The sequence below is a fragment of the Streptomyces sp. NPDC016469 genome (assembly GCF_040632905.1).
In the GTDB taxonomy this organism is placed as follows: domain Bacteria; phylum Actinomycetota; class Actinomycetes; order Streptomycetales; family Streptomycetaceae; genus Streptomyces.
The window spans coordinates 1-14,698 of sequence record NZ_JBEYCQ010000024.1 but is presented as its reverse complement, the minus strand read 5'-3'; the positions used below and the strand labels follow the sequence as shown (position 1 = coordinate 14,698).

Genomic DNA, 14,698 nt, shown 5'->3' with positions numbered 1-14,698 from the left:
CTTAGTATGCCCTGGAGCAGTGGTAATGCCGACAGCGTTGTGGAGGCCCCTCATGCAGGCATGGCGAGTGCACCGGAACGGCGAGCCGAGCGAGGTGATGCGGCTGGAGGAGACGGACCGGCCGGTGCCCGGCGACGGGCAGGTGATCGTCGAGGTGCTCGCGGCGAACATCAACTTCCCCGACGCGCTGCTCTGCCGGGGCCAGTACCAGGTGCGGCCCCCGCTGCCGTTCACCCCGGGCGTCGAGATCTGCGGCCGCACCGAGGACGGGCGCCGGGTGCTCGCCACCCCCGCCCTGCCGAACGGCGGCCTCGCCCAGTACGTCGTCGCGGACGAGGCGGCCCTTCTGGACGCCCCGGAATCCCTGGACGACGCGGAGGCCGCGGCCCTGCACATCGGCTACCAGACCGGCTGGTTCGGGCTCCACCGGCGCGCCCGCCTGAAGGCGGGGGAGACCCTGCTCGTGCACGCCGCCGCCGGCGGGGTGGGCAGCGCCGCCGTCCAGCTCGGCAAGGCTGCCGGTGCCACCGTCATCGGCGTCGTCGGCGGCCCCGAGAAGGCGAAGACAGCCGCCGCGCTCGGCTGCGACCTGGTCATCGACCGGCACTCCGAGGACATCGTCGCGGCGGTCAAGGAGTTCACCGGCGGCCGGGGCGCCGACGTCGTCTACGACCCGGTCGGCGGGGACGCGTACGCCAAGTCCGTGAAGTGCATCGCCTTCGAGGGGCGCGTCGTCGTCGTCGGCTTCGCCTCCGGCACGATTCCCACCCCCGCTCTCAACCACGCCCTCGTCAAGAACTACTCCGTTCTCGGTCTCCACTGGGGCCTCTACAACACCAAGGACCCGCAGGCCGTATGCGACTGCCACCGGGAGCTGACCCGGCTCGCCGCCGAAGGCGTCATCAAGCCGCTGATCAGCGAGCGGGTCGCGATGGACGAGGCGGCGGCCGCCGTCCAGCGCGTCGCCGACGGCACCAGCACCGGCCGCATCGTCGTCCTCCCGTCAGGAGCCGCCCGATGACCGCACCCGACGCCGCCGAACTGCGCCGCCGCACCCGTGAACTGCTCGCCGCGCACCCCCCGGCGACCACCGAGCGCACCGACTTCCTCAAGGCGCGCTTCGACGCCGGACTCGCCTGGGTGCACTACCCCGCCGGACTCGGCGGCCTCGACGCCCCGCGCTCCCTCCAGCCCGTGGTCGACGCCGGACTCGCCGCCGCGAACGCCCCCGACAACGACCCGCGCCGCATCGGTATCGGCCTGGGCATGGCGGCCCCGACCATCCTCGGCTTCGGCACCGACGAGCAGAAGCAGCGGTTCCTGCGGCCCCTGTGGGTCGGGGAAGAGGTCTGGTGCCAGCTCTTCAGCGAACCGGGCGCGGGCTCCGACCTCGCCGCCCTCGGCACGCGCGCGGTGCGCGACGGCGAGGACTGGGTGGTCGACGGGCAGAAGGTGTGGACCTCCAGCGCCCACCTCGCGCGCTGGGCGATCCTCATCGCCCGCACCGACCCCGACCTGCCCAAGCACCGCGGCATCAGCTACTTCATCTGCGACATGACCGACCCGGGCGTCGAGGTCCGGCCGCTCCGCCAGATCACCGGCGAGGCCGAGTTCAACGAGGTCTTCCTCACCGGGGTGCGCATCCCCGACAGCCACCGGCTCGGGCCCGTCGGCGAGGGCTGGAAGGTCGCCCAGACCACCCTCATGAACGAGCGGGTGTCCATCGGCGGCTCCCGCATCCCCCGCGAGGGCGGCATGATCGGCCCGGTCGCCAGGACCTGGCGCGAACGGCCCGAGCTGCGCACCCACGACCTGCACCAGCGTCTGCTGACCCTGTGGGTCGAGGCGGAGGTCGCCCGGCTCACCGGAGAGCGCCTGCGCCAGCAGCTCGTCGCCGGGCAGCCGGGACCCGAAGGCTCGGGGATGAAGCTCGCGTTCGCCCGGCTCAACCAGGAGCTCAGCGGCCTCGAAGTGGAACTCCTCGGCGACGAGGGCCTGCTGTACAGCGACTGGACCATGCGGCGGCCCGAACTGGTCGACTTCACCGGCCGCGACGCCGGCTACCGCTACCTCCGCTCCAAGGGCAACTCCATCGAGGGCGGTACGAGCGAGGTACTGCTCAACATCGTCGCCGAGCGGGTACTCGGTCTCCCCTCCGAGCCCCGCAACGACAAGGACGTCGCCTGGAAGGACCTCTCCCGATGACCGCACAGACCGAAGCCGCCCAGGCGCCCGACCTCCTCTACTCGGAGACCGAGGAGGACCTGCGCGCCGCCGTCCGCTCCCTGCTCGCGGACCGGGCCGACGCGCCGTCGGTGATCGCCCGCACCGAGTCCGACACGCCGTACGACCCGGAGCTGTGGAAGGCGCTCGCCACCGGCATCGGGGCCGCCGGACTCCTCGTGCCCGAGGAGCTGGGAGGCCAGGGCGCCACGCACCGCGAGGCCGCAGTGGTCCTGGAGGAGCTGGGCCGCAGCGTCGCGCCCGCGCCGTTCCTGACCAGCTCCGTCGTCGCCACCGAGACGCTGCTGGCGCTCGGGGCGCAGGACGGGCCGGCCGCGGAACTCCTTGCCGCACTCGCCGAGGGGCGCCAGGTCGCGGTGGTGGCCGTGCCGTTCGCGGCCGCTTCGGCGGACTCGGCGGGCGTGCCGGTGTCCGCGGTGACCGGTTCCCTGGACGGGACGCTCGGCCCCGTCGCCGACGCGGCGGCCGCCGACGTGCTCCTGGTCCCCACCGCCGACGGCCTGTACGCCGTCGCCACCGACGCGCCCGGCGTACGGGTCGAGCCGCTCGTCGCGCTCGACCTCACCCGCCCGCTCGCCACCGTCACGCTCGACGGCGCCACCGGGACCCGGCTCGCGGACGCCGGGGCCGGCAGGCGCGCGACGAACCGGGGGCTGCTGGCCGGGGCCGGACTGCTCGCCTCCGAACAGCTGGGACTCGCCGAGTGGTGCCTCACCGAGACGGTGCGACACACCCGGGAGCGCCACCAGTTCAACCGGCCCATCGGCTCCTTCCAGGCGCTCAAGCACCGCATGGCGCAGCTCTGGCTGGAGGTCGTCTCGGCCCGGGCCGCCGCGCGGAACGCCGCCGACGCCCTGGCCACGGGCAGCCCCGACACGCCGTTGGCCGTGGCCGTCGCGCAGGCGTACTGCTCGAAGGTCGCGGTCCACGCCGGCGAGGAGTGCGTGCAGTTGCACGGCGGGATCGGGATGACGTGGGAGCACCCCGCGCACCTCTACCTGAAGCGGGCCAAGGCCGACGCGACCGCGTACGGCACGGCGGGACGCCACCGGGACACCGTCGCCGCGCTCATGGAGCTGCCGGCGCCCTGAGGTTTCGCCGCGGGGGGCGTGGGAACGACCCCGCGCCCCCTGCGCGATCCACCCCCATTCCCCGCTCGGGCGGCCTCGACCCAAGCCCTACCCGTTTGGCGGACACGCCGGTGCGCCGGACGGCCCGCGCCCTGCGCCACACTGACGCCGAATGCCGCAAATCAGGCGCGGCGGAGGAGGTTGGCCATGGCAATTTCGATCTCAGTGGTGCTGCTTCTGCTGATTCTGGCGGTGATCTTCCTGCGCAGCGGCGGAATGAAGCTCTCGCACGCGCTGGTGTGCGGAATGCTCGGTTTCCTTCTCGCGGGTACCAGCATGGCCCCCACGATCCAGGACGGCATCACCGCCACCGCCGACGTCGTCAGCGGCATCAGGCCCTGATCGTTCGCACAGCGCGCCTCGGTGACCGGTCCCGTACCCGGACGGGACCGGTCATTCCGAGCCCGCCGCGTGTTCGGGGCCGGGTTGCGGTACGGGAACCGTCGCCGCGGAGCCCTGCCGGACCGCCTCGACGGCGGCCGCGTGCAGTGCGCGGCTCGCTTCCTCCGACGGACAGGGCACGGGACTGCCCGCCATGGTGAACCAGTCGGCCGCATCGGTGTACTGCACGGTGATCTGTGCCGTGCCCTCGGCCCAAGTGGTGTGGATGGTCAGGTCACCGGACAGCGGCCCGACCTCCTCGGTGAGCACGCCGCCGTGCCCCGAATACACTCCGCGTGTTGTCCAGGACGCCCAGGTCATGCATTCAGGCTCGCACCAAAGCGGCCGGATCGCGACCCGCGTCACCAGGGAATTCGCACGGTCGTCGCATCTTCGCCCGGCGTGCACGAAATCCCCCCGATCCCCGGCGACACGCGGGGCCGGGGCGGGATGGCGGTCGATCGGGTGACACTGAGCGGTCATTCCACATGGCGGGGCCGTGCGGCGGTTAAGCATGCGGGCATGACATGTGACTCCCCCTCCAAGAACACCGGATTCCTCCGTGCCCACCGTGTGCGCGCCGCAGGCGTCGCCTGCGTCGTGCTCAGCGCGGCCCTGCTGACCGGCTGCGGCCAGGACAGCGGCAGCACCTCCGCGAGCACGAAGACCTCGGAGGCGGCCCGCGCCGTGCCCGAGGCGACGAAGCGCCCGTCCCCCACCGGGAGCGCGTCACCCGGTCAGATGACCGAGGACCAGAAGGAACGCAAGGAGCTGATCTCCGCCACCAAGGTCACCTACGACAAGGCCATCACCACGGCCGAGGGCGCGGTCAAGGACAGCAAGCTCATCGAGCTCGAACTCAAGGGCCCGGGCGACACGGAAGACGACGAGAGCGCGAGCCCCAGCCCCTCGCCGACCGGCAGCCCGTCGCCGACCGGCAGCGCCACGCCGGGGGCCGGACCGCAGTGGGTCGCGACCGTCGCCACCAAGTCCGGGGCCAAGCACAAGGTCCGCATCGACGCCGTCTCCGGCAAGGTCGTCAGCTCGACCGAGGACTCCGACCAGGACTCCTCGGACAAGGCCAAGACCGTCAAGCGGGTCGCCGAGGCCAAGCAGACGCCCCAGCAGGCGGCGAAGGCCGCCCTGGCCGAGAAGAAGGGCACGGTGACGTCCCTCGACCTGGACGAGAACGACAAGAACGTCCTCGTCTGGAAGACCGACGTCGTCACCAAGGACTGGAAGAAGACGACCTTCGACATCGACGCGTCCAACGGCTCGGTCACCCACGAGGAGACCGACAGCGACTGAGCACCCCACGCACCGAGCGCCCCCGGTCCGCAGGACCGGGGGCGCTCGCGTCAGGCGGACCCCACGGGCTCCTGGTCCTCCGGCTGCTGACCGCCCGCCGGGTCCGGCGAGGCGAACTGCGTCCGGTACAGCTCCTCGTACCGGCCACCCGCCGCAAGCAGCGCGGTGTGCGTACCCCGTTCCACCACCCGGCCCTCCTCCACCACCAGGATCAGATCGGCGGCCCGCACCGTAGACAGCCGGTGCGCGATCACCAGGGCGGTGCGCCCCTCCAGCGCCTCGGCCAGGGCCTCCTGCACCACCGCCTCGGACGTGGAGTCGAGGTGCGCGGTCGCCTCGTCCAGGATGACCACCCGCTGCCGGGCCAGGAGCAGCCGGGCGATCGTCAGCCGCTGCCGCTCACCGCCGGAGAGCCGGTAGCCGCGCTCGCCCACGACCGTGTCGAGCCCGTCGGGCAGCGACGCCACCAGCCCGTCGAGCCGCGAGCGCCGCAGCGCGTCCCAGATCTCGTCCTCGGTGGCACCGGGCCTGGCCAGCAGGAGGTTGGCGCGCACCGAATCGTGGAAGAGATGCCCGTCCTGGGTGACCATGCCGAGCGTTTCACGGATCGACTCGGCGGTGAGATCGCGTACATCGACGCCGTTCAGCCGTACCGCTCCCTCGTCGGTGTCGTAGAGCCGGGGCAGCAGCTGGGCGATGGTCGACTTGCCGGCGCCCGACGAGCCGACGAGGGCTACCATGCGGCCGGGCTCGGCCCGGAACGAGACGTCGTGCAGCACCCGCGTGCCACCCCGGGAGTCCAGCGTCGCGACCTCCTCCAGCGAGGCCAGCGACACCTTGTCGGCGGACGGGTAGCCGAAGGAGACCCCGTCGAACTCCACGGACACCGGTCCCTCGGGCACCGTACGGGCGTCCGGCTTCTCGGCGATCAGCGGCTTCAGGTCCAGGATCTCGAAGACACGCTCGAAGCTCACCAGCGCGCTCATCACCTCGACCCGGGCGCCGGCCAGCGCCGTCAGCGGGGCGTAGAGCCGGGTGAGCAGCAGCGCCAGCGTCACGACCGCGCCCGGCTCCAGGCTGCCGTGCAGCGCGTAGTAGCCGCCCAGCCCGTAGACGAGGGCCAGGGCGAGCGCGGAGACCAGGGTCAGCGCCGTGATGAAGGTGGACTGCGCCATCGCCGTACGGATGCCGATGTCCCGTACCCGCCCGGCCCGCGCCGCGAACTCGGCGGACTCGTCGGCGGGCCGGCCGAAGAGCTTCACCAGGGTCGCGCCCGGCGCCGAGAACCGCTCGGTCATCTGCGTGCTCATCGCGGCGTTGTGCCCGGCCGCCTCACGCTGCATCCGCGCCATCCGCGAGCCCATCCGCCGGGCCGGTACGACGAACACCGGCAGGAGCACGAGCGCCAGCAGCGTGATCTGCCAGGAGATGGTCAGCATCACCGCGAGCGTCAGCACCAGCGTCACCACATTGGAGACCACCCCCGACAGGGTGTTGCTGAACGCCCGCTGAGCGCCGATCACGTCGTTGTTGAGCCGGCTCACCAGGGCCCCCGTCCGGGTCCGGGTGAAGAAGGCGACCGGCATCCGCTGCACATGGTCGAAGACCGCCGTGCGCAGGTCCAGGATCAGCCCCTCGCCCAGCGTGGCCGACAGCAGCCGGGTGAGCAGCCCGAGCCCGGCCTCCGCCACGGCGATCACGGCGATCAGCAGGGCGAGACGGACGACGGTGCCGCTCTCCTTGCCTTGCACGATCGCGTCGACCACCCGGCCCGCCAGCAGCGGTGTCGCCACGGCCAGCAGCGCGGTGACCACGCTGAGCAGCAGGAACCGGTAGAGCTGGCGGCGGCGCGGACGGGCGAACGAGGCGATCCGGCGCACGGTGGCCCGGGAGAAGGGGCGGCGGTCCGCTTGCGCGTTGATCGCGCTGTGCAGCGACGACCACGCGGTGACTTCCATACTCATACGGGTGCCTCCGGGGCAGGACGGATCGGTACGGCCCCGGCGGCCGGTGCGAACCGGGGTGTGGAAAGAACGCTAGAAGCTCAAGCGAACTTGAGGTCAAATTTCCGGTGCCCTGTGCGGGCCCGGCGTCGCACCTGCGTAGAATCGGCCCCTGTTTCCGGCCGGACCACGGCAGACACGACCGATTGAGGCAGTTCGACGTGAGTTTCACAGACAGTACCGACGCACCGATCTACGCCGGTCTCGTGGAGGAGCACGGGGATGTACCGGCCGAGGTGCGCCGGGTGGCTGAAGAGACCATGCGGGAGGCCGACCGGGCCATCGACTTCAGTGATATCCGCAGGTCACCGGCGTACCGGTAGCCCGCGAACCGTCCCGGCCCGGCCTAGGTCCGAGCGCCTCCCCATCCGCCGGTGACCCCGGCCGGCCGCGCGGACGGCCCGGACCGCACCACCCCGTCCGGCTCACTCCGGGCGCGGCGCGGGGACGTCTCGCACTGCGGACCCGGCTCTCCCGTCGGAGCATGGAACGAACAGTCGCCGAGGACACCGGGACGAAGGGAAGCCGGATGGGTGGTGAACGGCATGAGCCACCGACCGACGCGTTCGAGGCCGAGCTGGACCAGATCGAGGCGCTGAACCGGATGCAGGCGCCGGGCCCCGACCCGGCGCTTCCCCCGGGTCCGGATCAAGGGGCCCGGGCCGACGGCACGGCGGAGGAGGCCAGACGCCGCGACTCCCTGCTGCTCTCGGCCGGACACGCGGTCGCCGCGGCCGACACCCTCGACGAGGCCCTGAGGCTCGCCGCCGGCCTGTACGCCCCTGATTTCCCGCTGGACGGACAGTGCGTCTTCGGCATAGCCGAGGGCAACCTCACCGCGCTCGGGCAGTACGGCTTCCGGCCCGGCGGCGCGGGCCGCGGGTTCCGCATGCCCATGAACACCGGCTACCCGGCCGCCGAGGTGGCCCGCACCGGGCGCGCCGTCTACCTGGGCTCCACGCAGGACTACCGCCGCCGCTTCCCGGCGACCTGGAACCTGTCCGCGCGCAAGGGCCGTGAGGCGTGGGCCTTCCTGCCGCTGGTGACCGCCGGCCGGGTCGTCGGGGTCTGGCTGGCCGCCTTCCGCACGCCCCTGGACTTCACGGCGAGCGAGCGCGCCCTGCTCACCGTCACCGGGCGCATGATCGCCCAGGTCCTCGAACGGGCCCGGGCCAGCCGCGCCGAACTGGAACTCTCCCGGGGCCTGCGCCGCAGCATGCACACCGCCGGCGCGGCCCTGACCGGGCTCAGCGTCGCCACCCGCTACGTGCCGACCGGCGGCGGCCTCATGGTCGGCGGGGACTGGTACGACACCATCGACCTGCCGAACGGCCGGATGGCCGTCGTGATGGGCGACGTCCAGGGACACGACGTGCACGCCGCGGGGCTCATGGCCCAGCTGCGTACCGCCGTGCACGCGTACGCGGCCGAGGGGCACGGCCCCGACGCGGTCCTGGCCCGCGCCTCCCGCTTCCTGACCACTCTGGACGAGGACCGCTTCGCGACCTGCCTCTACATCGAGGCCGACCCGTCCACCGGCGACCTGCACATCGCCCGCGCGGGCCACCCGCATCCCGTCCTGCGCATGCCGGACGGCACATGTGTCCTCAAACACGTCAGCGGCGGGCTGCCACTCGGACTGATGCCCGGCGAGGAGGACTACCCCGTCGACACCGTGCGCCTGCACGAGGGCGAGATCCTCATGCTGTGCACCGACGGGTTCATCGAGAACGGCGGCCACGACATGTACACCGGCTGGGTGCGGGTGCGCGACGCGTTCTCGCCCGGCCCCGCCGACGACCTGGAGGGCATGGCCGACCGGCTCATGGCGGCCGTCGTCGAGCCCGGCCCCGGCGCCCGGGAGGAAGCCGTCGCACGCGACGGTGACGACATCGCCCTCCTGCTGCTGCGCCGCGACGCCATCCACGCGCGCGCCGAGGTCAGCCAGCGCCGGCTGATGCTCACCGTCGGCCAGGACCAGGGCGAGGGCCTGGCCGAGGCCCGCGCGGAGCTCAAGGCGCTGCTGCACGACTGGGCGCGCCCGGACCAGGTGGACACCGCCGTGCTCCTGGCGACCGAACTCCTCGGCAACGTCCTCGTGCACACCGACCAGGACGGCACGCTGAACGCCACCGTCTCCGGTGAGACCGGCACCCGCCGGCTGCAGGTCGAGGTCATGGACCGCGGCGACGAACTGCCCCACCAGCGCACCCCGGGCGAGCTCGCCTCCTCGGGCCGCGGTCTCCTCCTGCTGGACATCCTCGCCGACCAGTGGGGCGTACGACCCGAACCGGAGGGGAAGACCGCCTGGTTCGCGCTGAACGAGGCCGCCCCGGCCGAGGGCGGGGACGTGCCGGTCATCTGACGCCGGGCCGGGCAGCCTCCGCCGGGCCCGCCGTGTGCGCGGCTGAAGAGGACGTGCCGCAACCGTTGACAGCTCTCCCGGGAACTGGCTTCATGAGCAACGCCCTTGGGAGCGCTCCCACACCCCGCTGGGCCACGCACGCACCCCGCACACACCCGGCACCCCCACCGACGTGACGAAGGGAAAGTCCGTTGCGCTCGCTCACCCTCCCCGCCCTGCGAAGGCGGTCCCGAAGACCAGGCCCCCTCGGAGCCGTAGCCCTGGCTCTCACCGTCGGCGCCGGCCTGCTGCTCCCGCTGTCCCTGCCGGCCGGCGCGGCGGCCGCCCCCGCCTTCGACTACGGCGAGGCACTGCAGAAGTCCGTCCTCTTCTACGAGGCCCAGCAGTCCGGCGAGCTGCCCGACACCAACCGCGTCTCGTGGCGCGGCGACTCCGCGCTGGACGACGGCAAGGACGCCGGCCTGGACCTGACGGGCGGCTGGTACGACGCCGGGGACCATGTGAAGTTCGGCCTTCCCATGGCCTACTCGGCCACCATGCTCGCCTGGGGCGGTACGGAGCAGAAGGCGGCGTACCAGGCGTCGGGCCAGCTGCCGTACCTGCGGAACAACCTGCGCTTCGTGGACGACTACCTCCTGAAGGCCCACCCCTCGCCCAACGTGCTGTACGGGCAGGTCGGCAACGGCGGCGACGACCACAAATGGTGGGGCCCCGCCGAGGTGATGCCGATGAAGCGCCCGGCGTACAAGATCGACGCCTCCTGCCCCGGAAGCGACCTGGCCGGCCAGACGGCCGCGGCCCTGGCCTCCTCCTCGATGGTGTTCTCCGACAGCGACCCGGCGTACGCGGCGAAGCTGATCACCCACGCGAAGCAGCTGTACACCTTCGCCGACACCTACCGGGGCAAGTACAGCGACTGCATCACCGACGCGAAGAGTTACTACAACTCCTGGAGCGGGTACAACGACGAACTCGTCTGGGGCGCCATCTGGCTGTACAAGGCGACCGGCGACACCGCGTACCTCGCCAAGGCCGAGTCGTACTACGACAACCTCTCCACCGAGCCGCAGACCACCACCCGGTCCTACCGCTGGACGCTCTCCTGGGACGACACCTCCTACGGGGCCTACGTGCTGCTCGCCCAGCTGACGGGCAAGCAGAAGTACGTCGACGACGCGAACCGCTGGCTCGACTGGTGGACGGTCGGCGTCAATGGGCAGCGGGTGCCCTACTCACCGGGCGGCCAGGCCGTGCTGGACAGCTGGGGTTCGCTCAGGTACGCCGCGAACACCGCCTTCGCCGCGCTGAGCTATTCCGACTGGCTGACCGGTGACGCCACCCGCAAGGCCCGGTACCACGACTTCGCGGTCCGCCAGATCAACTACGCGCTCGGCGACAACCCACGCCGATCGAGCTACGTGGTCGGCTTCGGCGAGAACCCGCCGACCAAGCCGCACCACCGCACGGCCCACGGTTCGTGGACCGACCAGATGAACAACCCCGTGGAGAGCCGGCACACCCTGTACGGGGCCCTGGTGGGCGGCCCGAGCGCCGCCAACGACTCGTACACCGACGACCGCTCGAACTACGTCAACAACGAGGTCGCCACCGACTACAACGCCGCCTTCACCGGGGCGCTGGCCCGGCTCTACGCGGAGTACGGCGGGGCCCCGCTCACCGGCTTCCCGAAGCCGGAGGAGCCGGACGGGCCGGAGATGTCCGTCCAGGCGTCGGTGAACGCGGCCGGATCGAACTTCACCGAGATCAAGGCGTACCTGATCAACCGGTCCGCGTGGCCCGCCCGCGCGCTCACCGACGCCTCGGTGCGCTACTACTTCACGCTGGAGCCCGGCGTCGCACCCGGCGACATCAGCTTCACCACCAACTACAACCAGTGCGGCGCGGTGACGGGCCCGACGCACGTGGCGGGTGACGTCTACTACGCCACGGTGGACTGCTCGGGGACGGACATCGCACCGGCCGGCCAGTCCGCGTACCGCAAGGAGGTGCAGTTCCGGATCAGCTCGGCCGGTGCCTGGGACCCGTCGAACGACTGGTCCTACCCGTCGACGGCGACGACCCCGGGCGGCACGCCCGTCGACGCCCCGCACATGGTGCTCCTCGAAGGCTCGGCGCCCCAGTGGGGGAGCGCGCCGGACGGCACGGACCCCGGGCCGGACCCCGATCCGACGACCACTCCCGATCCGACGACGACCCCCGACCCCTCCCCGACGCCCGACCCGACGGACACGCCCGACCCCGAACCAGGGGCCTGTGAGGTCAGCTACCGGGTCAGCCAGGCGTGGGGCACGGGTTTCACCGCCGATGTGACGGTGAAGAACACCGGATCGACGCCGCTGGACGGCTGGCAGCTGGCCTTCGACTTCCAGGGGGCCGAGCGTGTGAGCAACGCGTGGAACGCGACCGCCACGCAGAGCGGCACCCGGGTCACGGTCAAGAACGCGGGCCACAACGGCTCCGTCCCGGCGGGCGGCAGCGCCTCGTTCGGGTTCCAGGCGAGTGGTGCGCCGGCCGCCGGCCCGGACTCCTTCACGCTCAACGGGAAGGAGTGCGGCTGAGACGGCCTACGCCGCCCCGGCGGTCCCCGGGGCGGCCCCGCCGGCGAGCAGACCGGTCGCGGCGGGGCCGCCCCTCAGCCCTCTGACGGCGTCCGCAGAGCCGCGTACGTCCCCGACACCGCCGCCAGCAGCAGCACGCAGCCCGTGAAGACCAGCCCGGCATCGCGCAGCCCGACCGCAGTCGCCAGCGCGCCCACTCCCACCACCGGCAGGGAGATCCCCGTGTAGGCGACGACGAAGAACGCCGAGATCGTGCCGCCCCGGTGCTCGGCGGGGGCCGCCTCGCTCACGAGTGTCAGCGCGGCCCGGAAGGCGAGCCCCTGCCCGATGCCCCCGCAGACGGCACCCAGGACGAGCAGCACCAGCGACTGCGCAAGCAACGACGAGGCGACGAGCAGCAGCCCGGCGATCAGCACGGCACAGCCCAGCGGCAGCGCGCGACGCGCCCCGATCCGCGGGGCCAGCGACTGCCCGACCGTCGAGGCGCAGAACACCGAGAACACCACCGCCCCCGTCACCGCCAGGTTGTGCACATCCAGCGTCTCGGCCGCGAAGCTGGGCGCGACCGCCGTGAACAGGCCGAGCAGCGCGAAACCGGCGAAGGCGGCCAGCGAGGCCGGTACGAACACGCCCTTCACCTCGGCCGGCACCCGGACACCCTGCGGTGCGAGCCGGGGCCACCGCCGCGGCTCGGCCACCGTCTCCGCCAGCCGCCACGTGATGACGCACGCTACGGCGACCAGGCCCAGGTGCACCCAGAACGGCAGGGACAGCGGCCAGGGCGTGTACTCGGCCAGCACACCGGAGAGCAGCGGGCCGCAGCCCAGACCGCCCATGTTCGCGGCCGTCGCGGCGAACCCGGCGCGGGCCTTCTGCCCCGGGCCCGCGAGCTCGATGACCGCCGCCGTCGCCGCGCCGCTCAGCAGGCCGGCCGCGCCGCCGGACAGCACCCGGCCGGCGAACAGCAGGGGCAGCCCGGTCTCCAGCAGGAAGCACCCCGCACTCGCGGCGGACAGGGCCATGGCGGCCAGCAGCACCGGCTTGCGGCCCACCTTGTCCGAGTAGTTGCCCGCCACCAGGAGTACGGAGATGACCGCGACCGCGTACACGGCGAAGACCACGGTCACCATCAGCTCGGAGAAGCCGATCTCCTTCTGGTAGAGCCCGTACAGCGGGGTCGGCAGCGTGGTGCCGGCCATGCCGATGGCGAAGACCACCGCCGCCGCCAGGTAGCCCGCCCGGCGCCCGCCCGTCCGTCCCGTATCCTCACGCACCATCACGCACGCCACTCTATGCAGCGGGCGGCCCCCGGTCAGGGCGACGGGCTGCCGCCCGCCGCGGCCCGAAAGAGAGCCACCATGAGGATCGCCGACGCGCAGGTCGTCGTCACCAGCCCCGGCCGCAACTTCGTGACGCTGAAACTGACGACCGACGAAGGTCTCACCGGTCTCGGCGACGCCACGCTCAACGGCCGGGAGCTCGCCGTCGTCAGCTACCTCACCGACCATGTGGTGCCTCTGCTCACCGGCCTGGACCCGCACCGGATCGAGGACACCTGGCAGTACCTCTACCGGGGCGCGTACTGGCGGCGCGGCCCGGTCACCATGGCCGCGATCGCCGCCGTCGACGTCGCCCTGTGGGACATCAAGGCGAAGGCGGCCGGGCTGCCGCTCTACCAGTTGCTCGGCGGCGCCTCCCGCGACCGCCTCGCCACCTACGGCCATGCCAACGGCCGCGACATCCCCGAACTGCTCGACTCCGTACGGCAGCGGCTGGCCGAGGGCTACCCCGCCGTCCGCATCCAGACGGGCATCCCCGGCCTCAAGGCCGTCTACGGGGTGCACGCCACCGACGAGCACGGCGCGCCCGTCCTGCACCAGCAGGCCCGCCCCCTGGTCGAGGACTGGGACACGGACGCCTACCTGCGCCACACCCCGGCCGTTTTCGAAGCGGTACGAGCGGAGTTCGGTGCGGAGATACCGCTCCTCCACGACGCCCACCACCGCCTCACGCCCATCCAGGCGGCCCGGCTCGGCAAGGACCTGGAGCCGTACCGCCCGTTCTGGCTGGAGGACTGCACCCCCGCCGAGAACCAGGAAGCCCTTCGGCTCGTCCGCCGGCACACGACGACGCCCCTCGCGCTCGGGGAGGTCTTCAACACGGTGCACGACTACCAGACGCTGATCACCGAGCAGCTGATCGACTACGTGCGCAGCGCGGTCACCCACTTCGGCGGGGTCACCCCGCTGCGCAAGCTCTTCGACTTCGCCGCCCAGTACCAGATCAAGAGCGCGATCCACGGGCCCGAGGACATCTCCCCGGTCGGGATGGCCGCCGCCGTCCACCTCGGCTTCGCCGTCCACAACTTCGGCATCCAGGAGTACTCGGGCCACAACGCCCTGACCGAGGAGGTGTTCCGGCACGCGTACACCTTCACCGACGGCTTCCTGCACCCCGGCGAGGCGCCCGGTATCGGTGTGGAACTGGACGAGAGGCTCGCCGCGGCCCACCCGTACGAGCAGACCTATCTGCCCGTCAACCGGCTCCGGGACGGCACCGTGCACGACTGGTGACCGTTTCGTCGGGGGGCCCGCACCCGGCCCGCGTACCGCTGGGTCCAGCCGGTGCCGGTGTCGGCGGTGAGCACCACGTCGTAGTAGCCGTGCTCGGTGGGCCAGTCCACGACCG

The 14,698-nt window shown here is 72.3% G+C and carries 12 protein-coding genes; 9 read left to right on the top strand and 3 right to left on the bottom strand.

The features are described from left to right. The first annotated feature begins 52 nt into the window (after window positions 1-52). The 4 genes from ABZ565_RS25240 to ABZ565_RS25225 all read left to right on the top strand — a co-directional run bounded on the left by ABZ565_RS25240 (window position 53) and on the right by ABZ565_RS25225 (window position 3,716). The gene (locus ABZ565_RS25240; RefSeq protein ID WP_361031087.1) at window positions 53-1,021 is read left to right on the top strand and encodes an NADPH:quinone oxidoreductase family protein; all 969 of its coding nucleotides are present in this window, start codon (window positions 53-55) and stop codon (window positions 1,019-1,021) included. After that, window positions 1,018-2,205, top strand: coding sequence for an acyl-CoA dehydrogenase family protein (locus ABZ565_RS25235; RefSeq protein ID WP_361031084.1), 1,188 nt, complete (start codon window positions 1,018-1,020; stop codon window positions 2,203-2,205). Before ABZ565_RS25240 ends, ABZ565_RS25235 begins: the two co-directional genes overlap by 4 nt. Beyond that, window positions 2,202-3,335 (top strand): acyl-CoA dehydrogenase family protein, encoded by a 1,134-nt coding sequence (locus tag ABZ565_RS25230; protein WP_361031081.1) that lies wholly within the window; start codon window positions 2,202-2,204, stop codon window positions 3,333-3,335. The genes ABZ565_RS25235 and ABZ565_RS25230 overlap by 4 nt, the downstream gene beginning before the upstream one ends. A 186-nt stretch (window positions 3,336-3,521) precedes the next feature. Further along, complete coding sequence (locus ABZ565_RS25225) at window positions 3,522-3,716, top strand: hypothetical protein (protein WP_361031078.1); 195 nt, start codon at window positions 3,522-3,524, stop codon at window positions 3,714-3,716. 51 nt (window positions 3,717-3,767) lie between these two features. On the opposite strand, the gene ABZ565_RS25220 is transcribed toward ABZ565_RS25225, so the two are convergent. Beyond that, the gene (locus ABZ565_RS25220; protein ID WP_361031075.1) at window positions 3,768-4,076 is read right to left on the bottom strand and encodes a hypothetical protein; all 309 of its coding nucleotides are present in this window, start codon (window positions 4,074-4,076) and stop codon (window positions 3,768-3,770) included. A gap of 201 nt (window positions 4,077-4,277) precedes the next feature. Here ABZ565_RS25220 and ABZ565_RS25215 point away from each other — a divergent pair, with 201 nt between their 5' ends. Then, window positions 4,278-5,063: a PepSY domain-containing protein gene (locus tag ABZ565_RS25215; protein ID WP_361031072.1), complete on the top strand. Its 786-nt coding sequence runs from the start codon at window positions 4,278-4,280 to the stop codon at window positions 5,061-5,063. 50 nt (window positions 5,064-5,113) lie between these two features. Here the strand turns inward: ABZ565_RS25215 and ABZ565_RS25210 are convergent, their stop codons facing one another. After that, window positions 5,114-7,027, bottom strand: a complete 1,914-nt coding sequence (locus tag ABZ565_RS25210) for an ABC transporter ATP-binding protein (protein ID WP_361031069.1) — start codon at window positions 7,025-7,027, stop codon at window positions 5,114-5,116. Between the two features lie 200 nt (window positions 7,028-7,227). Here ABZ565_RS25210 and ABZ565_RS25205 point away from each other — a divergent pair, with 200 nt between their 5' ends. The 3 genes from ABZ565_RS25205 to ABZ565_RS25195 all read left to right on the top strand — a co-directional run bounded on the left by ABZ565_RS25205 (window position 7,228) and on the right by ABZ565_RS25195 (window position 12,010). Further along, window positions 7,228-7,389, top strand: coding sequence for a hypothetical protein (locus tag ABZ565_RS25205; RefSeq protein WP_164402861.1), 162 nt, complete (start codon window positions 7,228-7,230; stop codon window positions 7,387-7,389). 206 nt (window positions 7,390-7,595) lie between these two features. Continuing rightward, entirely contained in the window at window positions 7,596-9,431 is a 1,836-nt protein-coding gene (locus ABZ565_RS25200) for a SpoIIE family protein phosphatase (protein ID WP_361031304.1), read from the top strand. 191 nt (window positions 9,432-9,622) lie between these two features. Continuing rightward, window positions 9,623-12,010, top strand: coding sequence for a glycoside hydrolase family 9 protein (locus ABZ565_RS25195; protein WP_361031066.1), 2,388 nt, complete (start codon window positions 9,623-9,625; stop codon window positions 12,008-12,010). 74 nt (window positions 12,011-12,084) lie between these two features. Here the strand turns inward: ABZ565_RS25195 and ABZ565_RS25190 are convergent, their stop codons facing one another. Beyond that, window positions 12,085-13,287, bottom strand: a complete 1,203-nt coding sequence (locus tag ABZ565_RS25190; RefSeq protein ID WP_361031063.1) for an MFS transporter — start codon at window positions 13,285-13,287, stop codon at window positions 12,085-12,087. Window positions 13,288-13,368: 81 nt separating this feature from the next. On the opposite strand from ABZ565_RS25190, the gene manD reads away from it, so the two are divergent. Then, entirely contained in the window at window positions 13,369-14,583 is a 1,215-nt protein-coding gene (gene manD / locus ABZ565_RS25185) for a D-mannonate dehydratase ManD (RefSeq protein WP_361031060.1), read from the top strand. Window positions 14,584-14,698 lie beyond the last annotated feature (115 nt).

Excerpts from the sequence above, each read along its gene's own strand:
- manD (WP_361031060.1), top strand. The coding sequence starts at position 13,369 with ATGAGGATCGCCGACGCGCAGGTCGTCGTCACCAGCCCCGGCCGCAAC.
- ABZ565_RS25235 (WP_361031084.1), top strand. The coding sequence starts at position 1,018 with ATGACCGCACCCGACGCCGCCGAACTGCGCCGCCGCACCCGTGAACTG.
- ABZ565_RS25215 (WP_361031072.1), top strand. The coding sequence starts at position 4,278 with ATGACATGTGACTCCCCCTCCAAGAACACCGGATTCCTCCGTGCCCAC.
- ABZ565_RS25225 (WP_361031078.1), top strand. The coding sequence starts at position 3,522 with ATGGCAATTTCGATCTCAGTGGTGCTGCTTCTGCTGATTCTGGCGGTG.
- ABZ565_RS25210 (WP_361031069.1), bottom strand. The coding sequence starts at position 7,027 with ATGAGTATGGAAGTCACCGCGTGGTCGTCGCTGCACAGCGCGATCAAC.
- ABZ565_RS25200 (WP_361031304.1), top strand. The coding sequence starts at position 7,596 with ATGGGTGGTGAACGGCATGAGCCACCGACCGACGCGTTCGAGGCCGAG.
- ABZ565_RS25190 (WP_361031063.1), bottom strand. The coding sequence starts at position 13,287 with ATGGTGCGTGAGGATACGGGACGGACGGGCGGGCGCCGGGCGGGCTAC.
- ABZ565_RS25230 (WP_361031081.1), top strand. The coding sequence starts at position 2,202 with ATGACCGCACAGACCGAAGCCGCCCAGGCGCCCGACCTCCTCTACTCG.
- ABZ565_RS25240 (WP_361031087.1), top strand. The coding sequence starts at position 53 with ATGCAGGCATGGCGAGTGCACCGGAACGGCGAGCCGAGCGAGGTGATG.
- ABZ565_RS25220 (WP_361031075.1), bottom strand. The coding sequence starts at position 4,076 with ATGACCTGGGCGTCCTGGACAACACGCGGAGTGTATTCGGGGCACGGC.